Origin of the sequence: Mesorhizobium sp. B263B2A, assembly GCF_020165775.1 — a bacterium.
Taxonomy (GTDB): domain Bacteria; phylum Pseudomonadota; class Alphaproteobacteria; order Rhizobiales; family Rhizobiaceae; genus Mesorhizobium; species Mesorhizobium opportunistum.
On sequence record NZ_JAIUIU010000010.1, the window covers coordinates 69,312 to 95,252 of the forward strand.

At 62.7% G+C, this 25,941-nt stretch carries 27 protein-coding genes and 1 tRNA gene; 13 read left to right on the forward strand and 15 right to left on the reverse strand.

Going from position 1 to position 25,941, the window contains the following annotated elements; translation table 11 throughout:
• Positions 1-5 precede the first annotated feature (5 nt).
• Together LB568_RS17375 and LB568_RS17380 are read left to right on the forward strand one after the other, a co-directional pair.
• Complete coding sequence (locus LB568_RS17375) at positions 6-1,085, forward strand: ABC transporter ATP-binding protein (protein ID WP_140572519.1); 1,080 nt, start codon at positions 6-8, stop codon at positions 1,083-1,085.
• Positions 1,086-1,119: 34 nt separating this feature from the next.
• A complete protein-coding gene (locus tag LB568_RS17380; protein ID WP_140572520.1) occupies positions 1,120-3,147 on the forward strand; it encodes an aldo/keto reductase in 2,028 nt (675 codons plus the stop codon).
• Positions 3,148-3,176: 29 nt separating this feature from the next.
• On the opposite strand, the gene LB568_RS17385 is transcribed toward LB568_RS17380, so the two are convergent.
• Positions 3,177-4,085, reverse strand: a complete 909-nt coding sequence (locus tag LB568_RS17385; RefSeq protein WP_181176691.1) for an AraC family transcriptional regulator — start codon at positions 4,083-4,085, stop codon at positions 3,177-3,179.
• A 210-nt stretch (positions 4,086-4,295) separates the two neighbouring features.
• Here LB568_RS17385 and LB568_RS17390 point away from each other — a divergent pair, with 210 nt between their 5' ends.
• The 6 genes from LB568_RS17390 to LB568_RS17415 all read left to right on the forward strand — a co-directional run bounded on the left by LB568_RS17390 (position 4,296) and on the right by LB568_RS17415 (position 13,275).
• Positions 4,296-5,762, forward strand: coding sequence for an alpha-glucosidase/alpha-galactosidase (locus tag LB568_RS17390; protein WP_140572522.1), 1,467 nt, complete (start codon positions 4,296-4,298; stop codon positions 5,760-5,762).
• A 104-nt stretch (positions 5,763-5,866) separates the two neighbouring features.
• Positions 5,867-7,948, forward strand: a complete 2,082-nt coding sequence (locus LB568_RS17395; RefSeq protein WP_224730738.1) for an ABC transporter substrate-binding protein — start codon at positions 5,867-5,869, stop codon at positions 7,946-7,948.
• Positions 7,949-8,060: 112 nt separating this feature from the next.
• Positions 8,061-9,068 (forward strand): ABC transporter permease, encoded by a 1,008-nt coding sequence (locus tag LB568_RS17400; protein WP_013893688.1) that lies wholly within the window; start codon positions 8,061-8,063, stop codon positions 9,066-9,068.
• Positions 9,069-10,208 (forward strand): ABC transporter permease, encoded by a 1,140-nt coding sequence (locus LB568_RS17405; protein WP_013893689.1) that lies wholly within the window; start codon positions 9,069-9,071, stop codon positions 10,206-10,208.
• 10 nt (positions 10,209-10,218) lie between these two features.
• Positions 10,219-11,886 (forward strand): ABC transporter ATP-binding protein, encoded by a 1,668-nt coding sequence (locus tag LB568_RS17410; protein ID WP_224730739.1) that lies wholly within the window; start codon positions 10,219-10,221, stop codon positions 11,884-11,886.
• An 18-nt stretch (positions 11,887-11,904) separates the two neighbouring features.
• Positions 11,905-13,275, forward strand: coding sequence for an alpha-glucosidase/alpha-galactosidase (locus LB568_RS17415; RefSeq protein ID WP_224730740.1), 1,371 nt, complete (start codon positions 11,905-11,907; stop codon positions 13,273-13,275).
• Between the two features lie 25 nt (positions 13,276-13,300).
• Here LB568_RS17415 and yacG read toward each other — a convergent pair whose 3' ends face one another.
• From yacG to LB568_RS17460, 9 genes are all read right to left on the reverse strand, one after another.
• Positions 13,301-13,498 (reverse strand): DNA gyrase inhibitor YacG, encoded by a 198-nt coding sequence (gene yacG, locus LB568_RS17420; RefSeq protein ID WP_023766678.1) that lies wholly within the window; start codon positions 13,496-13,498, stop codon positions 13,301-13,303.
• Positions 13,495-14,121 carry a Maf-like protein gene (locus LB568_RS17425; protein ID WP_224730741.1) on the reverse strand — a complete coding sequence of 209 codons (627 nt, stop codon included), beginning with the start codon at positions 14,119-14,121 and terminating at the stop codon, positions 13,495-13,497. The genes yacG and LB568_RS17425 overlap by 4 nt, the downstream gene beginning before the upstream one ends.
• A gap of 23 nt (positions 14,122-14,144) precedes the next feature.
• Positions 14,145-14,363 carry a translation initiation factor IF-1 gene (gene infA / locus LB568_RS17430; protein ID WP_006200926.1) on the reverse strand — a complete coding sequence of 73 codons (219 nt, stop codon included), beginning with the start codon at positions 14,361-14,363 and terminating at the stop codon, positions 14,145-14,147.
• 87 nt (positions 14,364-14,450) lie between these two features.
• Positions 14,451-14,906 carry a low molecular weight phosphatase family protein gene (locus LB568_RS17435; protein ID WP_224730827.1) on the reverse strand — a complete coding sequence of 152 codons (456 nt, stop codon included), beginning with the start codon at positions 14,904-14,906 and terminating at the stop codon, positions 14,451-14,453.
• Positions 14,894-15,379: a UPF0262 family protein gene (locus tag LB568_RS17440; protein WP_224730742.1), complete on the reverse strand. Its 486-nt coding sequence runs from the start codon at positions 15,377-15,379 to the stop codon at positions 14,894-14,896. The genes LB568_RS17435 and LB568_RS17440 overlap by 13 nt, the downstream gene beginning before the upstream one ends.
• 6 nt (positions 15,380-15,385) lie before the next feature.
• Positions 15,386-16,678, reverse strand: coding sequence for a histidinol dehydrogenase (hisD, locus tag LB568_RS17445; RefSeq protein WP_224730743.1), 1,293 nt, complete (start codon positions 16,676-16,678; stop codon positions 15,386-15,388).
• Positions 16,679-16,685: 7 nt separating this feature from the next.
• Positions 16,686-17,120, reverse strand: a complete 435-nt coding sequence (locus LB568_RS17450) for a DUF2948 family protein (RefSeq protein ID WP_224730744.1) — start codon at positions 17,118-17,120, stop codon at positions 16,686-16,688.
• 176 nt (positions 17,121-17,296) lie between these two features.
• Positions 17,297-18,589, reverse strand: a complete 1,293-nt coding sequence (gene murA / locus LB568_RS17455) for a UDP-N-acetylglucosamine 1-carboxyvinyltransferase (RefSeq protein WP_140779979.1) — start codon at positions 18,587-18,589, stop codon at positions 17,297-17,299.
• Positions 18,590-18,717: 128 nt separating this feature from the next.
• Positions 18,718-18,894: a hypothetical protein gene (locus tag LB568_RS17460; protein WP_083833364.1), complete on the reverse strand. Its 177-nt coding sequence runs from the start codon at positions 18,892-18,894 to the stop codon at positions 18,718-18,720.
• A gap of 171 nt (positions 18,895-19,065) precedes the next feature.
• Between LB568_RS17460 and LB568_RS17465 the strand changes: the two genes are divergently transcribed.
• A tRNA-Thr gene (locus LB568_RS17465) sits at positions 19,066-19,140 on the forward strand.
• A gap of 298 nt (positions 19,141-19,438) precedes the next feature.
• On the opposite strand, the gene LB568_RS17470 is transcribed toward LB568_RS17465, so the two are convergent.
• The 5 genes from LB568_RS17470 to LB568_RS17490 all read right to left on the reverse strand — a co-directional run bounded on the left by LB568_RS17470 (position 19,439) and on the right by LB568_RS17490 (position 23,129).
• On the reverse strand, positions 19,439-19,915 hold the full coding sequence (locus LB568_RS17470; protein ID WP_224730745.1) for a DoxX family protein: 477 nt from the start codon (positions 19,913-19,915) through the stop codon (positions 19,439-19,441).
• A complete protein-coding gene (locus tag LB568_RS17475; RefSeq protein WP_224730746.1) occupies positions 19,912-20,712 on the reverse strand; it encodes a DNA-binding domain-containing protein in 801 nt (266 codons plus the stop codon). The genes LB568_RS17470 and LB568_RS17475 overlap by 4 nt, the downstream gene beginning before the upstream one ends.
• Positions 20,699-21,730, reverse strand: a complete 1,032-nt coding sequence (locus LB568_RS17480; protein ID WP_224730747.1) for a DUF692 domain-containing protein — start codon at positions 21,728-21,730, stop codon at positions 20,699-20,701. The genes LB568_RS17475 and LB568_RS17480 overlap by 14 nt, the downstream gene beginning before the upstream one ends.
• 41 nt (positions 21,731-21,771) lie before the next feature.
• The gene (locus LB568_RS17485) at positions 21,772-22,041 is read right to left on the reverse strand and encodes a DUF2282 domain-containing protein (protein ID WP_143975880.1); all 270 of its coding nucleotides are present in this window, start codon (positions 22,039-22,041) and stop codon (positions 21,772-21,774) included.
• 230 nt (positions 22,042-22,271) lie between these two features.
• On the reverse strand, positions 22,272-23,129 hold the full coding sequence (locus LB568_RS17490; protein ID WP_224730748.1) for a patatin-like phospholipase family protein: 858 nt from the start codon (positions 23,127-23,129) through the stop codon (positions 22,272-22,274).
• Between the two features lie 111 nt (positions 23,130-23,240).
• Between LB568_RS17490 and LB568_RS17495 the strand changes: the two genes are divergently transcribed.
• From LB568_RS17495 to LB568_RS17510, 4 genes are all read left to right on the forward strand, one after another.
• Positions 23,241-23,636 (forward strand): hypothetical protein, encoded by a 396-nt coding sequence (locus tag LB568_RS17495; protein ID WP_224730749.1) that lies wholly within the window; start codon positions 23,241-23,243, stop codon positions 23,634-23,636.
• 192 nt (positions 23,637-23,828) lie between these two features.
• Complete coding sequence (locus LB568_RS17500; protein ID WP_224730750.1) at positions 23,829-24,107, forward strand: hypothetical protein; 279 nt, start codon at positions 23,829-23,831, stop codon at positions 24,105-24,107.
• 220 nt (positions 24,108-24,327) lie between these two features.
• The gene (locus tag LB568_RS17505; RefSeq protein ID WP_224730828.1) at positions 24,328-25,242 is read left to right on the forward strand and encodes a LysR family transcriptional regulator; all 915 of its coding nucleotides are present in this window, start codon (positions 24,328-24,330) and stop codon (positions 25,240-25,242) included.
• Between the two features lie 193 nt (positions 25,243-25,435).
• Entirely contained in the window at positions 25,436-25,918 is a 483-nt protein-coding gene (locus tag LB568_RS17510; RefSeq protein WP_224730751.1) for a cupin, read from the forward strand.
• Positions 25,919-25,941: the final 23 nt, after the last annotated feature.

Consider the following 25,941-nt stretch of genomic DNA (forward strand, 5'->3'; position numbering starts at 1 on the left):
GCAGCATGGCAACGGTCACGCTCAACAATGTCGTCAAGCGCTTCGGCACCTTCGAGGTCGTCCACGGCGCCAACATCGACATCAAGCACGGCGAGTTCGTCGTCTTCGTCGGCCCTTCCGGCTGCGGCAAGTCCACGCTGCTCAGGATGATCGCCGGGCTCGAGGACATCAGTGATGGCGAGATCGCCATCGGCGGCAAGGTTGTCAACGACGTCGAACCGGCCGACCGCGGCATCGCCATGGTCTTCCAGTCCTATGCGCTCTATCCGCATATGAGCGTCGAGCAGAACCTCTCCTTCGGATTGCGCATGACCGGCAATCCGAAGGCCGACACGGAGCGGCGGGTGAAGCGCGCGGCCGAGATCCTGCGCATCAGCGAACTGATGGACCGGCGCCCGAAAAAGCTCTCCGGCGGCCAGCGCCAGCGCGTCGCCATCGGCCGCGCCATCGTGCGCGAGCCGCAAGTGTTCCTGTTCGACGAGCCGCTCTCCAATCTCGACGCCGAACTGCGCGTGCAGATGCGGGTCGAGATATCGCGCCTGCACAAGGAACTCGGCGCCACCATGGTCTATGTCACCCACGACCAGACCGAGGCGATGACGCTCGCCGACAGGATCGTCGTGCTGCGCGCAGGCCATATCGAGCAGATCGGCCGGCCGCTCGAACTCTACGACGATCCCGACAATTTGTTCGTGGCGGGGTTTGTCGGCTCGCCGAAGATGAACTTCATCAAGGGCCAAATCGTCGGGCGCGATGCGCGCGGTGTCGTGATCGAGCTGGCGGGCCAGGATAAAACCCGCATCACCCAGCCGCTGACCGGCACCGCGCCGGAGGCCGGGACGAAGGTCATTGTCGGCGTGCGGCCCGAACATTTCGGCGTCGCCGGAGAAGGCGGCACCGATCTCGTTGTCGCCATCGACGTGATCGAACACCTTGGCGGCACGAGCTTTCTTTATGCCCGCACGGCGCACGGCGAAGATGTGGTGATCCAGCGCGACGCGGCCAAGGTTCCCGACACGTCCGAAGTCACCGTTTCCATCCGCAAATCCTACCTGTTCGACGAAAAGGGGCTGCGGCTGCGCTGACTGGCCGCCCCTTCAGCCTTCAAGGAGAATGACAATGACTGCAACCACGCCTATTCGCTGGGGCATTCTCGGTCCGGGCGGCATCGCCCAGGCTTTTGCCGGCGGCGTGGCCGCTTCGCACACCGGAAAACTGGTCGCCATCGGCGCGCGCAATCCCGCCAAGCCGGGCCTTGCGGAGAATTTCCCCGGTGCCCGCATCCTCGACGGCTATGAAGCATTGCTTGCCGACCCGGACATCGATGCCGTCTACATCGCGGTTCCGCATCCCGGCCATGCGCAATGGGCGATCCGGGCGGCGGAAGCGGGCAAGCACGTGCTGTGCGAAAAGCCGTTGGCGCTGACCGCCTTCGAGGCCGACGCCATGATCCACGCCGCGCGCAAGGCCGGCACCTTTCTCGGCGAAGCCTTCATGTACCGGCTGCATCCGCAGACGCTGAAGCTGGTGGAACTCATCAAGTCCGGCGTCATCGGCGAGATCAGGATGATCAAGTCGAGCTTCGGCTTCGCCATGCCGGGCTTCATGCCGCAGCACCGGCTTTATGCCAATGAGCTCGCCGGCGGCGGCATCCTGGACGTCGGCGGCTATCCCGTCTCGATGGTCCGGCTGATTGCCGGCGCGGCATCGGGAAAACCCTTTGCCGAACCCGACAGGGTGGTGGGCACCGCCCATCTCGGCCAGTCCGGCGTCGATGAGTGGGCTTCGGCGCTGCTGCATTTCCCTGATGGCATCGTCGCCGAGGTCTCCTGCAGCATCTCACTCAACCAGGACAATGTCCTTCGCATCCTCGGCACCAAGGGGCGCATCGAAGTGCCGGACTTCTGGTTCGCCGGCGGCAACCGCGATGTCGGCCTCGGCCACATCGACGTGATCGGCGCCGACGGGTCGCGAGAGACGATCAGCGTCAACGAAAAACGCCATGTCTATTCCTTCGAGGTCGACGGCGCCGGCGAGGCGATCCGCGCCGGGCAGCAGGAATTCGCCTGGCCGGGGATGGGCTGGGCCGACAGCCTAGGCACCTTGCGTGTGCTCGACAGATGGCGCGCCGCCGTCGGGCTAGAGTATGAGATCGAAAAAGCCCCGCTGCGCACCAGCACCATTGCCGGCCGGCCCTTGCGCCCCGGCGGCACCGCGATCGCCAAGCGCGCCATCCCAGGCTTGGCGAAACAGGCATCCATAGTGGCGCTCGGCTTCGAGGATTTCCGCACCTTCTCCTCGGGCTCGATCCTGCTCGACGCTTTCTTCGAAGCCGGCGGCAATCTGTTCGACACCGGCTACGTCTATGGCGGCGGCTACACCGAGACGCTGCTCGGCCAATGGTTGAAGAACCGTGGCGTGCGCGAGCAGTCGGTGATCATCGCCAAGGGCGCGCATTCGCCGCTCTGCTATCCCGACGTGATCGGCAAGCAGCTCGCCCAGTCGCTCGATCGGCTGCAGACCGATCATGTCGACATCTATTTCATGCACCGCGACAACCCTGACGTGCCGGTCGGCGAGTTCGTCGATGCGATGGACCGCGAGGTCAAGGCCGGCCGCATCCGCGGTCCGTTCGGCGGCTCGAACTGGACGATGCAGCGCATGGACGAGGCGATTGCCTATGCGCAGCGGACCGGCAAGCAGAAGCCGGGCGCACTCTCCAACAATTTCTCGTTGGCCGAGATGCTGGAGCCGATCTGGGCAGGATGCATCACCTCCTCCACCGATGACTGGAAGGCCTGGCTGACATCCAGGCAGATGCCGAACTTCGCCTGGTCGAGCCAAGGCCGCGGCTTCTTCACCGACCGCGCCGGCCGCGACCTGCGCGACAATGAGGAACTGGTGCGGGTCTGGTATTCGGAGCGGAATTTTGGCCGCCGCGACCGGGCGATCGAACTTGCCGCACGACTGGGCAAGAGCCCGATCCACATCGCGCTGGCCTATGTGCTCAATCAGCCCTTCCCGTCCATTCCGTTGATCGGGCCGCGCACGCTGGGCGAGCTGGACGACAGCCTGCGCGCCCTCGACATCAAGCTTTCGCCGGCCGATCTCGAATGGCTGGATAGTGGCAGGCTGCACGCCGCCTGACACGCATGAAACAAGGACAAAAAGCGGCGTCAGGTCTCGTCGTCAGACACCCTGACGCCAACCCGGGGCGGTGTCCGCAAGCTGGCATACATGCCGGTGGTGCGGAATTGGCTGGGCGTGGTGCCATAAAGGCGGCGAAACACCTTCGAAAAATAGTTCGCATCCTCGAAGCCGCACAGGATGGCGACTTCCTTCACCGGCAGGAAGTCGGCCTTGGTCAAAAGCTTCGCCGCGCGCTGCAGGCGTTGTTGCAGCACGAATTCGGCTGGCGGCAGGCCTTCGCTCTCGGCAAAGCAGCGCGAGAAATGGGCCCGGCTGAGGCCGCTGATCTGGACCAGCTCCGCCACTGGCAGCGATTTGTCGAGGTTAGCGTTGATGTGATCGATGACCGGCTGCATGGCGCTCTGTTTCTCGGCAAAGGCGTGTGAGCCGAAGACATCGTCATAGAGCGCCATCGCAGCCTCGTAGGCGATCGCCGAAGCAGCGCCCGGCGAAGCGGCGCCCTTGACGAGCCGCAAGCTGCAATCGGCAAGATGATCTATCGTCGCCGGCTGCAGCCGGAACACCGGACCGGAGACGTTGAGGATCGACTTGTGGATGCGCAGCGCCTCCTCGCCGTTCATCGAGATCCAGAAATATTCCCAGCGCTCGTCCCTGGCCAGCCAGTAGCGGTGGTTGTGCGGCACCAGCACCAGCAATGTGTCGTTCCGCTGCAGGCGATAGTTGCGGTTCTCGTAGCGCAGCCGGCCGGTTCCGCTGATCGTGTGCTGCAGCACGGTGAATGGCGTCTGGCCGCGTTTGCGCCCATCCCAGTCGTAGATTTCGTCCTCGCGCACTTCATAGCCCGTGCTTGTCGGCATGGCATGCAGGCGCTGGCGGCCGCGCGGCAGCGAGATCGTACGCATCGACTGTCCGTTGGCAATCAAATCCTGCAGCACAAAATTACCCCTGAAAGCATAATCCTTCTCTGGTCGCGCTCGCGAATAAGCGCATAATCCCGCCTCGAAGAACGCGAAAGACCCGCGTCGAGGAGCGGGCGGGAGGAGAAAAGCCGGATTCCGGCCTGAATGGCAGGCACGCCTTCGCGCGTGGCCATATCCTCCCTTGTTGCTCCTTGCCTAGCATTCGATTGGATCGAGGTGAAGGTGATGAGTTTCAAAATCGCTATTATCGGCGCCGGCAGCGTCGGATTCACCAAGAAACTGTTCACCGACATCCTCTGCGTGCCCGAATTCAAGGACATCGAATTCGCGCTGACCGATCTCAGCGAGCACAATCTGCGGATGATCAAGGCGATCCTCGACAGGATCGTCGAAGCGAACGGATTGCCGACCAGGGTGACGGCGACCACCGACCGCCGCAAGGCGCTCGAAGGTGCACGCTATATCATCAGCTGCGTTCGGGTCGGCGGCCTGGAAGCCTATGCCGACGACATCCGCATTCCCCTGAAATACGGCATCGACCAGTGCGTCGGCGACACGATCTGCGCCGGCGGCATTCTCTACGGCCAACGCAACATTCCGGTGATCCTCGACTTCTGCAAGGACATCCGCGAGGTCGCCGACACCAACGCCAAGTTCCTCAACTACGCCAACCCGATGGCCATGAACACCTGGGCGGCGATCGAGTACGGCAAGGTCGACACGGTCGGGCTCTGCCACGGCGTCCAGCACGGTGCCGAGCAGATTGCCAAGGTGCTGGGTGCGAAGTCGCCTGGGGAGCTCGACTATATCTGCTCCGGCATCAACCATCAGACCTGGTTCACCGATCTGCGCCTGAATGGCCGCAAGATCGGCAAGGACGAACTGGTTGCTGCCTTCGAGGCGCATCCGGTCTACTCACAGCAGGAGAAGCTGCGCATCGACGTGCTGAAGCGCTTTGGCGTCTATTCGACCGAAAGCAACGGCCATCTGTCCGAATACCTGCCCTGGTATCGGAAGCGTCCGGACGAGATCATGCGCTGGATCGACATGTCGGACTGGATCCATGGCGAGACCGGCGGCTACCTCCGCTACTCGACCGAGACCCGCAACTGGTTCGAGACGGAGTATCCGCAGTTCCTTGAAGCGGCGTCGAAGCCGATCGACGTGGCCAAGCGCTCCAACGAGCATGCCAGCCACATATTGGAGGCGCTGGAGACCAACCGCGTCTATCGCGGCCACTTCAACGTCAAGAACAATGGTGTGATCACCAATTTGCCGCAGGACGCCATCATCGAGTCGCCCGGCTTCGTCGATCGTTTCGGCATCAACATGGCCGCCGGCATCACGCTGCCGGAGGCCTGTGCGGCGACCTGCATGTCTTCGATCAACGTCCAGCGCATGTCGGTCCATGCCGCGATATCGGGCGATATCGATCTCCTGAAGCTCGCCGTGCTGCATGATCCGCTGGTTGGCGCGGTGTCGACTCCGGAGGAGGTCTGGCAGATGGTCGACGAAATGGTCGTCGCCCAGGCCGCCTGGTTGCCGCAATACGCGCATGCCGTTCCGGCCGCCAAGGAGCGGTTGTCGAAATCCGTGGTCAAGACCCGCGAATGGGCCGGTGCCGCGCGGCGCAATGTGCGCTCGATCGAGGAATTGCGCGCCGAAAAAGCCGCGCTGAAGCAGACCGGCTGAAAATCCGGGAGCGGCCGCGGATCCACGGGAGGCAGGTCCGCCGCAGTCAGCCGCCAAGGCAGAAGACAAGCAGCAGAAAAAGTCTGAACACGAGGGAGGAGATAATGAGGAACCTACGCAGCATTGGCATTGTCGCTGGACTGGCGCTGAGCGTCTCCGTTCCGGCGCTCAACGCCTTCGCTTCCGAACCGACGGTCCCGCCGACGCCGGCGACGTTTCCGGCCGAAGGCAAGATCAAGTATGTGGCGCGCGACTCCATCCTGGAGTTCAAGACGCTGCCGGAATATCACGAGCCGGACTGGGTGACGGAAAAATACGTCAAGGCCGGCAAGCTGCCGCCGGTGGAGGACAGGCTGCCGAAGGAGCCGCTGGTCTTCAAGACCGCCAACATGCCCGATGGCGTCGGCGTCTATGGCGATACGATGCGCCATGTCATCGGCGGGCGGCCGGAAGGCTGGAACTACGGCGCTGGCCAGACGCAAGGCTGGGGCGGCATCGACATAGGCCTCTCCGAGTGCCTGACGCGCACTGCGCCGCTGTTCCAGGTCGAGGCCAAGGATACCGAACCGCTGCCGAATCTCGCCAAAAGCTGGGACTGGTCGAAGGACGGCCACAAGCTGACCATGCATCTGGTCGAGGGCGCAAAATGGTCCGATGGCGTTGCCTTCAACGCCGACGACGTCATGTTCTACTGGGACGACGAGGTCATCGACCCGAACGTCTCTCCGTTGAATGGTGCGACACAGGAAACCTTCGGCGTCGGCACGACGCTGAAAAAGATCGACGATTACACCGTCGAGTGGACCTTCAAGGACGCCTTCCCGAAACAGTACCTCTACGCCATGGCCTACGGCACTTTCTGTCCCGGTCCCGCGCACATATTGAAGCCGCAGCATCCCAAATATTCGAAGAACACCTACGACCAGTTCAAGAACGCCTTCCCACCGGAATATATGAACATGCCGGTGATGGGCGCCTGGGTGCCGGTCGATTACCGGCCGGACGACATCATCGTCATGCGCCGCAACCCCTACTATTGGAAGGTCGACGAAAAGGGTAACCAGCTGCCCTACCTCGACGAACTGCAGTACAAGCTGTCGACCTGGGCCGACCGCGACGTCCAGGCGGTGGCTGGCTCTGGCGACTTTTCAAACCTCGAGCAGCCGGAAAATTTCGTCGCCTCGCTGAAGCGCGCGGCCGAGGCGAACGCGCCGGCACGTCTGGCCTTCGGCCCGCGGCTCATCGGCTACAATCTGCGCCTGAACTTTTCCGCCAATGGCTGGGGCAACCCGGACGAGCGCGGCCAGGCCATCCGCGAACTGAACCGCAACGAGGATTTCCGCAAGGCCGTCACCATGGCGCTCGACCGCAAGGCGCTTGGCGACTCCCTGGTCAAGGGGCCGTTCACCGCCATCTATCCCGGCGGCTTCTCGTCTGGCACCAGCTTCTATGACCGCAAGTCGACGGTCTATTATCCCTTCGACCTCGAGGGCGCCAAGGCCGAACTCGCCAAGGCCGGCCTCAAGGACACGGATGGCGACGGTTTCGTGAACTTCCCGGCCGGCACCGCCGGCGGCAAGAATGTCGAGATCGTGATGCTGGTCAACAACGACTACGGCACCGACAAGAGCCTCGCCGAAGGCGTCGTCGCCCAGATGGAGAAGCTCGGGCTTCGGGTTGTGCTCAACGGTCTCAACGGCACCCAGCGCGACGCCTCGCAATATTCCGGGCGCTTCGACTGGCTGATCCGGCGCAACGAGCAGGAGCTGACCTCCGTCGTACAGAATACAGTGCAGCTCGCTCCGGTCGGCCCGAAGACCAGCTGGGATCACCGCGCGCCGGAAAGCGGCCAGGTCGATCTGATGCCTTTCGAAAAGGACCTCGTCGACATCGTCAACAAGTTCGTCTCCTCGTCGGACAATGATGAGCGCGCCAGCCTGATGAAGGAGTTCCAGAAGATATCGACGGAACACGTCTACAATATCGGCCTGACGGAGTATCCCGGGGCGCTGATCGTCAACAAGCGCTTCTCCAACATTCCGCAGGGTACGCCGATCTTCATGTTCAACTGGGCCGAGGATTCGATCGTCCGCGAACGTGTCTTTGTCGCGGCAGACAAGCAGGCGAAATACGAACTGTTCCCTGAGGAGCTCCCCGGCAAACCCGGAGACAAGGGCCCGATGTAGGTTTACCTCCCCTGACTGAGAGAGACCCGGGGGGGGGGATGGCGCGGCCGGGAAAAACCAACCTCCGAACGCCCAAGCGGCGCGTCCGGCAAGATGAGGAAGCGGACCGTCCATGCTGCGATTCCTGGCCATGCGCATAGCGTCGGCGATACCGGTCCTCGCCATCTTGAGTCTCGTCACCTTTGCCATCATCCAGGCGCCGCCGGGCGATTATGCCGATTACATCCGCTCGCAGCTGATCAACCAGGGCGGAGCCTCCTTCGCCCAAGCCGACGCGCAGGCCAACGCCTATCGTATCGAACATGGCCTCGATAAGCCGTTGCCCGTCCAGTATCTCAACTGGATCGGCGGCATCGTCACCCGCGGTGATTTCGGCTACAGCCTCTATTACAACAAGCCGGTTGCTGACGTCGTCGGCGAGCGCCTGCCGCGCACACTGCTGCTGGCGCTGGTCTGTCATCTCCTCGCCTCGGTGCTGGGCATCACCTTCGGCATATGGGCGGCGACCCGGCAATACACCTGGATCGACTCGACGCTGTCGGCTATCTCCTTCCTCGGCATGACGGTGCCGCGCTTCCTGATGGCGCTGATCATAGTCTATCTGCTGGTCTTCCAGTTCAACGTGTCGGAGATCGGCTCGTTCTTCTCACCGCAATATGGCGGCGCGCCGTGGTCGTGGGGCAAGTTCGCCGACCTCGTCAAGCATGTCTGGCCCGTGGTCGCGATCGCCACCTTCGGCGGCCTCGCCTACAACATGCGCGTCATGCGCGGCAATCTGCTGGATACGCTGAACGCCCAATATGTCGAGACGGCGAGAGCCAAGGGATTGACCGGCAGCGCCGTCGTCATGCGCCATGCCGTGCCCAACGCACTGCATCCGCTCGTCATGTATCAGGGCGTGGTGCTGCCCTACATGCTCACCGGCGAGATCGAGACGGCGATCATCTTCGCGCTGCCGACCGTCGGCCCGGCGATCGTCGGCTCCATGGCGGTCGGCGATGTCTATGTCACCGCCACCTTCATGATGGTGCTGTCGGCGACGCTGATCGTCGGCAACATCATCGCCGACATGCTGCTCGTCCTGCTCGATCCGCGTGTGCGCCAGTTCGGGGAGAGCTAGATGCTGGCGCGCGATCCGTCACCCCCACCGCTGCCGGCCGAAGCGCCCATCGTAGCCATACCGGCGCGCGGCAACGAGAGCTACATGGCGCTTGTCTGGCGCCGGCTGAAGCGCTCCTGGACCGGCATGGCCGGGCTCTGGCTAGTCGTGCTGCTGCTGGTGATGGCGGTGTTCGCCGAGTTCCTGGCGCCGATGGATCCGAAGGCGACCGATGTCGGCTTCGCGCCGCCGCAAGTGCCTTCCTTCCACGACAAGGACGGCAATGTCGTCATGCGGCCGAGGGTCTATGCGCTGGCCGACTCGGCGGATCTCGATCCGGTCACCTTCCAGCCCATCGTCGGCCCCGACTACGACCATCCGAGGCTGCTCGGCTTCTTCGTCGAGGGCGCGCCCTACAGGCTCTTCGGGCTCATTCCGGCCAACCGGCATTTCTTCGCCTCGATGGACGGCCTGCCGGTGCATTTTCTCGGCACCGACAAGTTCGGTCGCGATGTGCTGTCGCGCGCCATCCACGGCTCGCGCGTCTCGCTGATGATCGCGCTGACGGTGGTCTTCATCATCACCGTCATCGGCACCACCGTCGGCATGGTCTCCGGCTATTTCGGCGGCCGGTTCGATGTCTGGATGCAGCGCTTCGTGGAACTGGTGCTCGCCTTTCCGCAACTGCCGCTCTATCTGGCGCTGACGACGCTGATCCCGGTCACCGCGCCCACCAATGTCTTCCTCGCCTTCGTCATCATCGTCATGTCGGCATTGGGCTGGGCGCAGATGTCACGCGAGGTGCGCGGCAAGACGCTGGCGCTGGCGCGGATCGAATATGTGCGCGCCGCCATGGCGGTTGGCGCCACCGACCGGCGCATCATCATGCAGCACATCTTCCCCAATGTGATGAGCCACGTGATCGTTGCCGTTACGCTGGCGATCCCGACAGTGGTGCTCTTGGAATCTTTCCTCGGGTTCCTCGGCTTCGCGGTCAAGCCGCCACTGATCTCATGGGGGCTGATGCTGCAGGACACTGCGACCTATTCCGTCATAGGCACCTATCCCTGGATCCTGTCGCCGGTCGGTTTCGTGCTCGTCACCGTCTTTGCCTTCAACGCGCTGGGCGACGGCCTGCGCGACGCCGTCGACCCCTATTGAGGTGGCAGGAATGACCGTCGCACTCGTCGAATCCTTCGCCCCCGCCGTCCGCCACGACCATGACGGGCGCCAGGGCGAGCCCATCATCGACGCCCGCAACATCGAGGTCGCCTTCAAGGTGGAGCACGGCGTCGTCGAGGCGGTCAAGGACGTCTCGTTCCAGCTCTATCGCGGGGAGACGATCGCCATCGTCGGCGAATCCGGCTCCGGCAAGTCGGTGACGGCGCGCACCGTCATGGGACTGCTGTCGCGGCGGGCCACCGTGTCGCCAAGATCGAGCGTCTGTTACGACGGCCAGAACATCCTGAAATTCGCCGAGCGCGACCGGCGCAAGCTGCGCGGCAACCGCATCTCGATGATCTTCCAGGAGCCGATGAGTTCGCTCAACCCGATCTACACGGTCGGCAGCCAGATCGTCGAGGCGATCAGGGTGCACCGCAAGGTGGGCCGCAGGCAAGCCTGGGCGCGGGCGCTCGAGCTGCTGCGGCATGTGCAGATTCCCGAGCCGGAAGCGCGGCTCAAGCAATACCCGCACCAGCTTTCAGGCGGCCAGCGCCAGCGCGTAATGATCGCCATGGCGCTCGCCAACAATCCCGACGTGCTGGTCGCCGACGAGCCGACGACCGCGCTCGACGTCACCGTCCAGGCGCAGATCCTCAACCTGATCCGCAATCTGCAGAAAGAGCTGCGGATGGCGGTGATCCTGATCACCCATGATCTCACCGTGGTGCGCAAATTCTCCGACTACGTCTATGTCATGCAGCATGGCGAAATGTGCGAGCACAACGTCACGGAACGGCTGTTCGCCGATCCGCAGCACCCCTACACCAGGCGGCTGCTGGCTTCCGAGCCGCGCGGACGGCCACAACCGCTGCCGGAGGGCAGTGGCACCATCCTCGAGGCGAATGGCGTGCGCGTCTGCTTCATGCTGCGCCACGGCACCTTCCTGAAACCGGACTGGCGCGAACTGGTCGCCGTCGACGATCTCGGCCTTAAACTTTGCCGTCATGAGACGCTGGGGCTGGTCGGCGAATCCGGTTCCGGCAAGACCACCTTCGGCCAGGCCTTGCTGAGATTGATCGACGCCAAGCGCGGCGAAATCCGTTTCGACGGCCAGCCGATCCAGGGCCTGTCCCGCAACGAGATGCGGCCGCTGCGTTCGCGCATGCAGATCGTCTTCCAGGATCCCTTCTCCTCGCTCAATCCGCGCATGACGATCGGCCAGATCATCGAGGAAGGGCTGATCGTCAACAGCATCGGCGCGACGCGGCGCGAGCGGGTCGAGCGGGTGCGCGAGGCGCTGGTCAGCGCCGGCATGCCCGGCGATATCCTGTCGCGCTTTCCCCACGAATTTTCCGGCGGCCAGCGCCAGCGTATCGCCATTGCCCGTGCCATCGCGCTCGAACCCGAATTCATCCTGCTCGACGAGCCGACCTCGGCGCTCGACCTCTCCGTCCAGGCCCAGATCATCGACCTCTTACGCAAGCTGCAGGACGAGCGCGGCCTGAGCTACCTCTTCATTTCGCACGACCTGAAGGTGGTGCGGGCGCTCTGCCATCGCGTTATCGTCATGCAGCACGGCAAGATCGTCGAGCAGGGACCTGTCGACGAGGTCCTCTCCAATCCCAAGACCGCCTACACCGAACGGCTCGTCAGGGCCGCTTTCGACGTGGCCTGAACATAGCCGGAGGTTAGCGTGGCAAAAAATCCCAGGATCACTTTCATCGGCGCCGGCTCGACGGTGTTCATGAAGAACATCGTCGGCGACGTGCTGCAGCGTCCGTCGCTGTCGGGCGCGACGATCGCTCTCATGGACATCAATCCGCAGCGGCTGGAGGAGAGCGCCGTCGTCGTCAACAAGCTGATCGCGACGCTCGGCGTCAAGGCGAAGGCCGAGATTTATTCCGATCAGCGCAAGGCACTTGCCGGGGCCGACTTCGTCGTCGTCGCCTTCCAGATCGGCGGCTACGAACCCTGCACGGTCACCGACTTCGAAGTGCCGAAGAAATACGGCCTGCGCCAGACGATTGCCGACACGCTCGGCGTCGGCGGCATCATGCGCGGCCTGCGGACCGTTCCGCATCTGTGGAAGATCTGCGAGGACATGCTCGCCGTCTGCCCCGAAGCGATCATGCTGCAATACGTCAACCCGATGGCGATCAACACCTGGGCGATATCGGAAAAATACCCTGATATCAAACAGGTCGGCCTCTGCCATTCGGTGCAGGGCACGGCGATGGAATTGGCACACGATCTCGACCTTCCCTACGAGGAAATCCGCTATCGCTCGGCCGGCATCAACCACATGGCCTTCTACCTGAAATTCGAGCATCGGCAGGCGGACGGCTCCTACCGCGACCTTTATCCCGATCTCGTGCGCGCCTATCGCGAGGGCCGCGCGCCCAAGCCCGGCTGGAACCCGCGCTGCCCCAATAAGGTGCGCTACGAGATGCTGACCAGGCTGGGCTTCTTCGTCACCGAGAGCTCGGAGCATTTCGCCGAATACACGCCCTATTTCATCAAGGAGGGCCGCCCCGATTTGATCGAGAAATACGGCATTCCGCTCGATGAATACCCCAAGCGCTGCATCGAACAGATCGAGCACTGGAAGGACCAGGCGCAGGCCTATCGCTCGGCCGACCGTATCGAGGTCGAGCCGTCCCGGGAATATGCCTCCTCGATCATGAATTCGGTGTGGACCGGCGAACCCTCGGTAATCTACGGCAATGTCCGCAACAATGGCTGCATCACCTCGCTGCCCCGCGATTGCGCCGCCGAAGTACCGTGCCTTGTCGATGCCTCCGGCATCCAGCCGACCTACATCGGCGACCTGCCGCCGCAACTGACGGCACTGATCCGCACCAACATCAACGTCCAGGAACTGACGGTGCGGGCGCTGATGAGCGAGAACCGCGAGCACATCTACCATGCGGCGATGATGGACCCGCACACGTCGGCCGAACTCGATCTCGACCAGATCTGGTCGCTGGTCGATGATCTCCTGGCCGCTCACGGTGACTGGCTGCCGGCCTGGGCGCGTGTGAGGCGCAAGAACGAAGCCGCCTGATCAGAGCATGTCGCCAAAGGCCGCTCTATTTCGGCTCGTCGGCGTCCGGCTCTTCCTCGTCGTCGCGGGCCTTGATGACATAGGCGCCCTTCAGCCAGCGGTTGAGGTCGATGTCCTTGCAGCGCGTCGAGCAGAATGGATAGGTCTCGCGCGCCGAGGGCTTGCCGCATTCGGGGCAGGGGCGCTTGGGGCGCAGCGGGGTCACTTTGTCGTCGGGGCTCATAGCCGTGGGGACAGCCAGTTTTGATGGATCCTGAAGCCTTCGCCCGACAGCAGCGCCACCGTCTCGTAGAGCGGCAGGCCGACGATGTTGGTGTACGAGCCGACCAGCTTGACGACGAAGGCGCCGGCGAGACCCTGGACGGCGTAGCCGCCGGCCTTGCCCCGCCACTCGCCGGACGCGACATAGGCGTCGATTTCCTCGCGTGGCAGCCGCTTGAAGCGCACCCGCGTCTCGACCAGCCGCTGGCGCAACTTGCCGCCCGGCGTGATCAGGCAGATGCCCGAATAAACCCGGTGCGAGCGGCCCGACAGCAGGCCGAGGCAGTTGGCGGCATCATCGAGCGTCTCGGCCTTGGGCAGGATGCGCCGCCCGACCGCGACCACCGTGTCGGCGGCCAGCACGAAGCTTGGCGCATGGTCCGTCTCGGTCTTCAGCGACGCGAACGCTTTCTCGGCCTTTTCTTTCGACAGCCGCTTGGCCAGCGAACGCGGATGCTCGGCACGCAGCGGCGTCTCGTCGATATCGGCTGGCAGGATGCGGTCCGGCTCGATGCCGGCCTGCTGCAGGAGTTCGATACGGCGCGGCGAACCCGAGGCAAGCACCAGCTTCTGCAAAATGCTCATCGCGTTCCGGCCGAGCCCTGATCTTACTTGAAGCGGTAGGTGATGCGGCCCTTGGTCAGGTCGTATGGCGTCATCTCGACCAGAACCTTGTCGCCGGTCAGCACGCGGATGCGGTTCTTGCGCATGCGGCCGGCCGTATGGGCGATGATCTCGTGTTCGTTTTCGAGTTTCACCCGGAACATCGCGTTGGGCAACAATTCCGTCACGACACCCGGAAACTCGAGGACTTCTTCCTTCGGCATTCGATACCTTTGCTTGGATGGCAATTCCAGCGCCCCGGCTGGAATTTCGGCGGAACCTATATGATAATCGTTCGCTTGTGAACATGCTTAATCCGGATGGTCTGGAGCGACGAACCGGCGGCCGATCCGGGCTTTCAGCCGCTCGCGCACGTCGCGATAGCTGGCCATGATCTGCTCGCGCGTGCCGTCGGCACCGGTCGGGTCCGGTGTCGGCCAATATTCGACCTCGACGGCAAGCGAGCGGGTGAGCTCCAGCGCGGCATGGTGCGCCTCCGGCGCCAGCGTCACGATGAGATCGAAATAGTCATCCTCGAGCTCGTCCAGCGTCCGTGGGTGACGTTCGCCCAGCGTGAGACCGTCCTCGGCCAGCACGGCATCGACGAACGGGTCCCGCTCGCCGGCGCGCACACCGGCCGAAGCGACAAAGACGGTGGCGGGCAGCATCCGGCGTGCCAGCTGCTCTGCCATCGGCGAGCGCACGGCATTCATGCCGCACAGGAACAGGATCGAGCGGGGCAGGGTAGCCAGGATTAGCCCCGCCAGTGCAGCACGCAGACCAGCGTGAACAGCCGGCGCGCCGTATCGAAATCGATGTCGATCTTGCCCGAAAGCCGGTCCATCAGCGTCTGCGAGCCTTCATTGTGCAAACCCCGGCGGCCCATGTCGATCGCCTCGATATGGCTCGGCGTCGAGGAGCGGATGGCGTCGTAATAGCTTTCGCAGATCATGTAGTAATCCTTGACGATGCGCCGCAGAGGCGTCAGCGACAGGATATGGGTGATGACCGCGGTGCCGTCCTCGCGCGCCACGGCGAACACCAGGCGCTGCTCGGCCAGCGACAGTTTCAGCCGGTAGGGACCGGCTCCGCTGTCGTTGACGGGCTGAAAACTGTTCTCCTCGATCAGGTCGAAGATCGCCACCGCCCGCTCATGCTCGACATCGGGCGTCGAACGGCCGATCGATTCATCGAGTTCGACATCGATCAGTTTTGCGCGGGTTTGATCGGAGCCCGTCATATCGGCCTACATATTCAGCCGGACAGTGACGGAGCGGCCATGCGCGTCGAGCCCTTCCGCCTTTGCCAGCGCGACCGCCGCGGGCGCCAGCAGGCGCAACTGTTCCGGTCCGAGCTTGAGGATCGAGGTGCGCTTGACGAAGTCGAGGACCGACAGGCCCGACGAGAAGCGCGCCGAGCGGGCCGTGGGCAGCACATGGTTGGAGCCGCCGACATAGTCGCCGATGGCTTCCGGCGTATGACGGCCGAGAAAAACCGCGCCAGCATTGCGCATCCGCGACAGAAAGCCCTCGGCATCGTCGATGGCCAGCTCGACATGCTCGGCCGCGATGCGGTCGGCCAGCGGCAATGCCGCGTCGATCGTTGGCACCAGGATCACCGCGCCGAAATCGCGCCAGCTCGCCGACGCCGTCTCGGCTCGCGGCAGGCTCTGCAACTGGCGCTCGACCGCCTGTTCGACCGCCTTGCCGAAAGCCGGATCGTCGGTGATCAGGATCGATTGCGCCGACGCGTCGTGCTCGGCCTGGGCGAGCAGGTCGGCGGCGATCCAGTCCGGATCGTTGTCGCCGTCGGCCATGACGAGCACTTCCGAAGGGCCTGCGATCATGTCGATGCCGACCGTGCCGAACACCTGGCGCTTGGCCGCCGCGACATAGGCATTGCCGGGCCCGACGATCTTGGCGACCGGCTTTATGGTCTCGGTGCCATAGGCAAGTGCCGCTATCGCCTGGGCGCCGCCGACGCGGTAGATCTCGGACACGCCTGCCATATCGGCCGCCACCAGCACCAGCGGATTGATGATGCCGCCCGGCGCCGGCACGACCATGACGATGCGCTCGACGCCGGCCACTCGAGCGGGCACGGCGTTCATCAGCACCGAGCTTGGGTAGCTTGCCGTGCCGCCCGGCACGTAGAGCCCGACCGCCTCGATTGCCGTCCAGCGCCAGCCGAGCTCGACGCCGGCGGCATCCGTGTAGCGATCATCCTTGGGCCGCTGCCGCTCATGGTGGGAACGGATACGGTCGCGTGCGAATTCAAGCGCTTCGATCGCCTTCGGGTCGGCCGTTTCGTAGGCGGCCGCAATGTCTTCCTTCGACACGGCAATGCCGAGGCTGTTCAAATCGGCGCGGTCGAATCTTTGTGTGTAGCCGATCAGCGCCGCGTCGCCCTCGGCACGCACGCGGTCGATGATCTGCCGCACGGCGGCGTCGACGTCCTCGGAGACTTCCCGCTTGGTCAACAGGAAAGCGGCGAAACGCTGCTCGAAATCGGCGTCGGACTGACGAAGCGTGATGGCCATCGGATATTCAAGCCTTGTGGACGGGCCGCGACGTGGCTTCCCACGCGCCGCCGATATCGGCAAGGCGGGCCTCGATGCACTCGACATCGAGCATGATGGTGCCGCCACCGGAAAAGATCAGCTCGACGATGCCGGACGGCTTGCTGATCTCGATGAAGCTGACCGCCAGCAGGGACAGGATCTCGGCCGGCTTGTCGCGGGCGATGCCGTTGGTCTTGGCGCCGAGCACCCGGTCGAAATGCAGCACGGCCTGCCGCCGCTCATTGTGCTGGCGAAACAGGCCGGACTTCGCCTCCCAGACGAAGCGGTTCATGGTCAGCACGAAGCGCTTGGCCGAAGGCAGGAATTCGAGGTCCGAAACCTTCATCACGGCGTCCTGGACATGGGCCGAGACAATGCTCAGATCCTGATCGTCGAGCGCGATGAGTTTGAGGGCTGCCATGCTGAAAGTGCACCTGAAAGTTGGTTTAAGCCCTCTGTTAGGCGGTCTTTCCGGTCGGTGCAACCGCAGCACGGGCTAGCGCCTCGGCAAAGCTGCCGATCTCCCCAGGAAGAGGGGAGATTGGATGCTGCCTCGGCTTTCGCCAATCGCCTGCGCAGAAGCAGAGGTAGCAGTCGTTACGCCGAGATACGCTCGATCACCGCGCCGCAGTTGGAGAGCTTCTCTTCCAGCCGCTCGAAGCCGCGGTCGAGATGGTAGACACGGTTGACCGTGGTCTCGCCTTCGGCGGCCAGGCCGGCGATGACCAGCGAGACGGAAGCGCGAAGATCGGTGGCCATAACCGGTGCGCCCTTCAGCTTCGCCACGCCGTCGACGATCGCCGTCTGGCCTGAAAGCGTGATGTGGGCGCCGAGCCGGGCCAGTTCCTGGACGTGCATGAAGCGGTTCTCGAAGATCGTCTCGGTGATGCGCGACTTGCCCTTGGCCATCGTCATCAGGCCCATGAACTGCGCCTGCAGATCGGTCGGGAACGCCGGGAAGGGCGCCGTCGTCACATCGACGGGCGAAATGCCGGTGCCGTTGCGCTTCACGCGGATGCCGGAGTTGGTCTGCGTGATCTCGGCGCCGGTCTGGGCGATCACGTCCAGCGCGGTCTGCAGCAATTCGGGACGCGCGCCTTCGAGCACCACGTCGCCACCGGTCATGGCGACGGCCATGGCATAGGTACCGGTCTCGATGCGGTCGGGGATGACGCGCACGCGGGCGCCCGAAAGCGCTTCGACGCCGTCAATGGTGATGGTTGGCGTGCCGGCGCCGGAGATCCTGGCGCCCATGGCATTGAGGCATTCGGCGAGGTTGACGATTTCGGGCTCGCAGGCGGCGTTTTCAAGCACCGTCTCGCCCTTGGCGAGCGAGGCCGCCATCATCAGCACATGGGTGGCGCCGACCGAGACTTTCGGGAACACGTAGCGGTTGCCGACAAGGCGGCCGTTCCGGGTCTTGGCAAGCACATAGCCGGTGTCGACATCGATGTCGGCGCCCAGCGCCTGCAGGCCTTCGAGGAACAGGTCGACCGGACGCGTGCCGATGGCGCAGCCGCCCGGCAGCGACACTTTCGCCTCGCCCATGCGGGCCAGCAGCGGCCCGATCACCCAGAACGACGCGCGCATCTTCGACACCAGCTCGTAAGGGGCGGTCGTGTCGACGATGTTGCGGGCGGAGAAGTTGATGGTGCGCGAATAGCCTTCATTCTGCTTCTCGCGGCGGCCATTGACCGAATAGTCGACGCCGTGATTGCCGAGGATCCGGATCAGCTGCTCGACATCGGCCAGATGCGGAACGTTTTCCAGCGTCAGCGTGTCGTCGGTCAACAGCGAGGCGATCATCAGCGGCAGGGCCGCGTTTTTCGCGCCCGAGATCGGAATACTTCCGGCAAGCTTGTTGCCGCCGACAATTCTGATGCGATCCATGGAAAACGTCCCTCTCGGCCAGAAAAGGCCGGTTCAATCGTTTGAGTATCGGTCCGTCTAGACCATTGGCCGGCGTGGTTCAAGAAATAGGATTTCGCCCACCCCGGTCCAAGAGTGGCCGATTTGAGTTAATCTTTTTGTATTTCCTCGGCTCCGCCGAGCCCCTCCGGCCGCTGGTCGGCGCCGCCGGTGCGGCGCGAGCGCGACTGCGCCTTGCGCTTCTGCAGATTGGCCCGCAATTGCTCGGCGAGCCGGTCCTTGCGGTCCGTGCCGCCCTTTTTTGCTTCATTTGTCTTGTCGTTCATCGTCCCGTCCCGCCTGCCTGTCGGCCGACACCCATTCAGGGATAGCCAACATTGTGGCGCCGCCATGTCATCGAACATGTCATCAAAAGCTATCCGGCAAAGGCTTTCACAGAAGCATTGCACTTGGCCTTGCGCTTGCCGGTTCGATATGGCAGAAGCCCGCCATCAGCGGCTGCGGTAGCTCAGTGGTAGAGCACTCCCTTGGTAAGGGAGAGGTCGAGAGTTCAATCCTCTCTCGCAGCACCATGGTATCCCATTGAAATCGCTGGAGCCCTTGACATGCAAGGCTTCTTGTCCATTCTGATGTTACAAAACATGTAACAAAATGGCGGGAAAACATGCGGAGGCCAGTTCGAAATCTGCTGGATCGAGACGGTCGCTATTTCGCACACTGGTCATTTCGACAGACCTGAGGGCCCTTATGGATGATAAGAGCGAACAAAGGCGCCGGCCGATCTTTCCGCAGTCTCTTGCGTCGCCTTCGATGTCATGGCGTCCGCCACATCCTGGAGTTTTGCCAGTGCTTCCTTGCTGGCCGAGATCTTTATTTTCTAGACGCTGAAAAGGTCCGCTCGGCGACATAGTCGAGCGAAAAGACGCCGGCGCCTCGGGTCAGCACGAGCAGCAGCAGCGAGGCCCACAGCAGATGCTCGGCCCAGTTCTCCGGGAAAACGAAGATCTGGATTACCGATACGACACCGAGCAGCATCAGCGCGCCGAGGCGAGAGAATAGCCCCAGGAAAAGCAGGACCGACCCCGTGATTTCGGCGGTCGTCGCCAGCGGCGCCGCGATCGACGGATCGATGAAGGGCAGATTGTATTCGTTGGCAAACAGCTGCAGCGTAACCGGCCAGGATGCCAGCTTCGTCTGAGCGGACTGCCAGAAGACATGCGATATCGCAATCCGGGCGGCGAGTTGGATCAGCGAAAACGGAATGCGCTCGGGTAGCTTGATGACACGCCTGTAAAGGCCGAAAAGACCCGCCGGGGCGGGCGAGGAATATTCTTGTATCGCGGTCATGACTGTCTCCATCGGTTTGAGAGGGGATGCGTCGGGATCCGAACATCCGTGACGAGCCCGTCGCCGAACAGACGCACGAGCGCGGACACGAGATCGAATGAGGGTTCGAGAGCGAGGGCACGGCTTGTGGCGTGTTCGAGGCCTAGGCCGTGCTTCAGCGAATGCCGGAACGCAAAGTTCGCCCGATCGAGAAGGACCAGCCGGACGCTGTCTCCGGCTCGCCACAACGCCACGCGTTGAGGGCGCCTTAGCAAGGCACTCTGCTGGTCGATCACCACGTCTTGCTGGTGCGCCGTCCAAACGGACAGGATGGACCAGTGCGAAACAATCAACCGCACGGAGGGCTGCAGCACGATATAGAGCGAAGGTCCGAGATTGGTGTTGTCATATTCAGCGAGGGTCCGCGACGGCAGGCAAGCCGCGTCGAGCGCTTCTGCGATGGTCCATTCAAGCCTTGCCGTTTCGGCCACGATCGGCATGTCGGACAGGGTGTCGATTGTCTTCAGGAAGCGCGGGAAGCCCGCCCCATAGCGCGCCAGCCGCGACTCCGCGGGCGGATGCCGTCGAATGAACTCGCTCGCCACGAAACGGAAGAACCGTTCGTCGACAAGGCGAACCGTGACGGGAAACACCGCCATCAGCACTGCGGTGAGCGAACTACGGGTGTTGTTTTGATAGATGCGTAGGCGGGCCAGAGGATCGGCCTTGCCGGCGGTCAACATTTTTGCGGCGGCCAATGGCTCGATGGCCAGCACCGAGCGCGCCATGGTGGTCTGCAAATGTTCAAGCGGCAGCATGATACGCTCTCTGTATTGGCGGCAACACTAACGGCATTGCCTGCCCAGCCTTGGCGACGGCAAACGCCGCAAGCACTGGCATGCCTGTCCTCGCCCCCGCCTCGAAGGAAACCAGGGTGGAGGGCGGCCGGGGTTTGGTGGCCGCCGTGTGTCTCGCGGCCTGCTTGCGGTTGAACATGATCGAAGCGGAGAGCATGTCGGCCCACATCGCTTCGCCGAGCAGCACATCGAGAACAGGGACATCGGTGTCCCATTCGATCAGGGTAGGGCGCGGTCCAAGCCGGCTTATCGCATGCCGGTAGAGTTTCCAGACGACCGGTGGCACGCGAGAGCCATGGTCGTCGATAAGCACGGTGTCGGCCCCGATCTGATTGGTGGCATGTCCGGCAAGGTGGATTTCGCCAATTGAATCAGCCGGCAAAGTGTCGATGAAGGCTTCTGCGTCATATTGAAGGTTGTGCGCCGAAACGTAGACATTGTTGACATCCAGCAGCAACCCACAGCCGGTCCGTTCGACCAGTTCGGCCAGGAACTCAGCCTCGTTCATCGAGGAGTCCGCAAAAGCGATATAGGCGGAGAGATTTTCGATCAGGACGCGGCGCTTCAGAGTGTCCTGGACCGTCTCGACATTGCGCGCGACGATCGCCAACGCCTCTTCATCGTAACGCAGAGGCAGCAGATCGTTTAGGTAGGCGCCGTCAGCAACGCTCCAGGCCAGATGCTCCGAAACGAGATCCGGCTGGAAGCGCGCACAGACCTTGCGCAGCCTTTGGAGATGGTCGTGATCGACTCCCCTTGCACTGCCAAGGGACAGGCCAACCCCGTGAATCGACAGTGGGTAGGTTTCGCGCAGCTTTTCCAGCGCATCAACGCCAGCGCCGTCCCCCATGTAGTTTTCGGCATGAACTTCGAGCCAACCCGCGGAAGGCCGCCGCGAGAGCATTTCTTTGACGTGCGGCGAGCGAAGACCGATGCCCGCGGTAGCGGGGATCGTGAGGGACTGAAACGCACGGGTCATCGGTCTGCTCCATTTTAGAGTTGGCTCAACGTCGGGATTGCTCAGGCTTTCGGCTTGACGCTGCCGCCGGCGATCTTCGCGCAGCTGCCGGCGGGCACGTAGAGCCAGGAGTCCGGCTGGTTGTCGGCGGTGGACGTGCCGGCGCATGAATGCGTCGCGGTCTGGCAGTCGTTCTGGCCAGCCTTGACGACGCCATAGCACTTTTCGAAGGTGAAGTTGGGCTGGGCGGCAGGGCCGCTATAGGCGGCCGTTGCGGCCAGCGAAGTGGCGGCCGCGAGGGCCGAACCGATGAGGGTTTTGGTGTTGATCACGGTCGTATCTCCTGCTTTCGTTTCGAGGGAAAGACTGACCTTGCGGCCTGTCTGCAAGCAGTGTCCCCGATCAAGCGGCCGAGCTGAAATGCTGTCTCGGCATGGATTTGATACGCGGTCACTATGTTGAAACCGGTGCCAAGCAAAAGCCCTCCGGCAGGGAACCGGAGGGCTTGGCGCCTGCGTCCGTGAGCGGGCGAAGCAGGCGCGACTAGGCGGGAAGGAAGCGCCTAGACATATCGACCTTTTCTCTCAACCGCGGAGCGGTCGTCCGCGAAATGGTCCGCCATAAGCCAGTCCTCAACTTTTTTCCGCCCTCTGTCGCGCATGGCGGTCAGTTCACCCCAGTCGGTCCAAGGCCTCAAAAACATCGTTGCGCCAGCCCAGTGCGCACTGTCGAAGATGGTCTGTGCCCGGGCCAAATTCGGGGGGGCGGGCATGGCGGCGACGCGGTGATCCGAACAGGTAGTCATTGACCTCGATGGCTTGCCGGCGATGATCAACTGGCCACCCGGCTCAACGAGCTGGAACGATTGCAAAGCTGAAATGTCGCCGTCACCCCAGTAGATGTCGCCATCAATCTCCACGGCCGGGAACAGGAACGGGACCGTGGCTGCCGCGAGGATAATGTCGATCGACAATTGATCGCTTGGGAAGACCTTCACGGCATCGGTGCGGGCATTCGACGCCAGGATGTTGAGTCTCACAGGGCAGGTTTCCTTACGGATCTCCGCAATTTCGATTGTCTGCTCCAAGATCGTCCTCAGAGGGCTTGCCTTATCTGCCATTAACATCGATGCGTGACTGACGCGTCGCCAGAAATTGGTGAGTGCCGTGCGTGCGCCACGCCGGCCGCCCAAGGTCAACCCGTAGGCGAGAACTGCAGCTTCCATGGCGCCGAACCCGGACGCGGCAATGCTGCCGAAGCAGAGGCCGGGCTCCTCCAGCAAGCGGTCGAGAACGCCCCAGACGAACGCGCCGTGTGCATCGCTTGCCACGACGATGTCGACAAGTTGCCGGTCGTGCATCGCATATCTTGCGCTGCCAACGAGGGCTCGGTCGGTTTTGATTCCGGTCTGGATATGCATCGTCTTGGTCTCCATCCCAAAACGCCGCCAGGGGCGTTTAGCGAAGAGACTGCCGCATCATCTGCTGCTGGCCAAATGCCAAGGTGGCATGAACTCCATAGGTAGATTGCATTGGTCGCCATCGCACGCGCGTCGCAAGGTTTGGCAGCCAGGCAAACCAACGTGGTTGGCTGTTTTGACCAGCACGATGATCGCCGCCTAGGCAATCGATCGACAGCTAAAGGACGCGTCATGAAAATACGAGGCTGGTATCTGGGTGCGATTGCTCTCGGTCTTTTTGCGGGAGGCGCGTCCGCCGACCCCCTCAGCGATCTGGCATCTTTCCCCTCGTTCTACAAAGATGCCGAGATGAAGACGATGAAGCCGATGGCTGAGTTCAAGAAGGCGTGGCGAGCCACGCCAAAGCGAGACCGGACCGCAATGAAGAGGGCCTGCAACGACCCGGCGATGAGCAAGGCCCATGCCCCGTTCTGCGCAAATGTGCTGGCGCTGGGTGGAGCCAACTAGGTGCAAGTCAGGCCATGCGTGGCTGAATGCAGAACCGGCATAAACTCCATACGCAGATGGCATTGGCAACTCCCGCATCGATTGCAGCAAAGTCCATCTCGGCAAGGAGGAACCGGAGAGTTTTAAATTGCTGCTGATAATCACCGCAGTCGTCGCTGGGACGAGTGCTCAACTCCAGAGAAGGATCCTACCATGACTATCAAAGCTATCTGCCTCGGCGCGCTTGCACTTTCCGTTCTGACCGGCGTTTCGCTCGCCGGGGCGCTCGATGAGCCGTCCAACATGCAGCCCTTCTTCACCGATGCCAGCATGAAGACGATGAAGCCTGAGGCCGAGTTCAAGGCCGCTTGGGGCGCAATGGCGAAGGACAAGCAGGACGCGATGATGAAGGAATGCCAAGATGCGGCGATGAGCAAGCCTCACGCCGAGTTCTGCGCCAATTTGAAAGCACTTGGCGGCGCGAACAAGTAACACGCTGCCCGACCCAAACGACGGGATGGCGGGCCTATGTGCCCGCCATTCCGTTTTCGGCAGCGGCCCCCTGCCACGCTTCACACGATGCCCGAAACTCGCGATCCGCGTGACCATGACGGACCGCTATCGACTTTATAGCCGCAGTGCATTGGCGCCGAGACGAGCGGTGCGGCAGGCTCCAAACCTACGAGAGCCTCGGACGTTGGGACAAGTCGGCATGGACATTCATCACATCCGCTACTTTCTTGCCGTGTGCGAGACGCGGAACTTCACGCGCGCTGGCGAAAAGTGCAATGTCACCCAGCCGGCCCTATCTCGCGCCATCCAGCAGCTCGAAGACGAGGTCGGTGGCCTTCTGTTTCGCCGCGAACGAAACCTCACGCACCTAACCGATCTTGGTGTGCTGCTGCGCCCTCGTTTCCAGCAGATCCTCGACGAGTTGACCGGAGTGCGGCAGGAAGCGTCGAGATTCTTGTGCCTGGAAAACGCCAACCTCAAGGTTGGCGTCATGTGCACCATTGGGCCGCGCCGCTTCACTGGCCTGCTGGCCGACTTCAACAGACGCCAGCAGGGCATCCAGCTGCAGTTGGTCGAAGGTGTGCCGGCATCGCTTTCCCAACTGCTTGAATCAGGGGAAATCGACGTTGCCATTATGGCTTCGAGCGACAGCTTTCCAGAGCGGTTCGATGTGACCCCGCTTTATCGCGAGCGCTTTGTCCTTGCTTTCCCGAATGGCCACCGGCTGGCTCGGAACGACAACGTCGCGATCTCCGAGCTCGACGGTGAAAACTATCTCAGGCGTCTCAACTGCGAGTATCGCGATCATCTTGCCGGCCTGTGCAATGACCGCGGCGTGAAACTCAGGATCTCCTACGCCAGCGAGCGCGAGGACTGGATCCAGAACATGGTTTCCGGCGGATTGGGAATCTGCTTCATCCCGGAATTCAGTGCGGTCATCCCCGGCCTGCAGGTCCGGCCGGTAGTCGACCCCGAAGTCTGGCGGGAGGTGTCTCTGGTCGTTGTCGCGGGACGCAGGTTCTCGCCAGCGGCATCCGCCTTCGTCAACAGCGTCAAGGCGCATGGCTGGCCGGAAAGCCCCATAGTCCAGGCAATCCGCAAGACCGCCGCCTGAAGCAAACTCCAAGAAATTTTGGCATGGCGTCGCATGTGTTGCCGTGCCTCTGCGTGCAGCCACGATAGCTCACGATAGTTTTCAGGTATCGAATTGAAAGCCAGTCAGCATTTCTCTTTCTTCGCGGCTCCGATCATTCTCCCTGTCATGCCCCGCCTCCCGCGTTTGGGCACCGACAAAGGAGAAATACCATATGGCTATCAAGAGACTTAATCTCGCGTTTGTGATCGGGCTGCTGTCCGCCACCGCGGCACTTTCCGCTGCTCCGGCCTTCGCTGGCGACTGCCCCGCCGGCCAAGCCGCCACGACCGACACCCAGGAACATCCCAGCAAGCCGGTTGGCGTTGTCGACACGGTTCTCTCCGCGATCGACCTGAGCAGCAAGGGCGAGGCCTGGAAAGGCAACATGCTGCGTCTGCGCAAACTCGTCGTTCAGCCCGGCGGAGTTGTGCCATGGCATGAACACAACGTTCGTCCGGCCAATATCCTGATTGTTGAAGGTTCGATCACCGAATATCGCAGCACCTGCAAGGTCGGCATCGAGCATCCGGCAGGAGACGTCACCGCCGAGTTCGGCCAGCTCGCCCATTGGTGGAAGAACAACGGCAAGGTGCCCGCGGTGCTCTATTCCGCCGATGTCCTGCCGCCGGCAATGCACGACGACCACATGATGTAGCCCGCGCCTCGCGGTGAGACCAT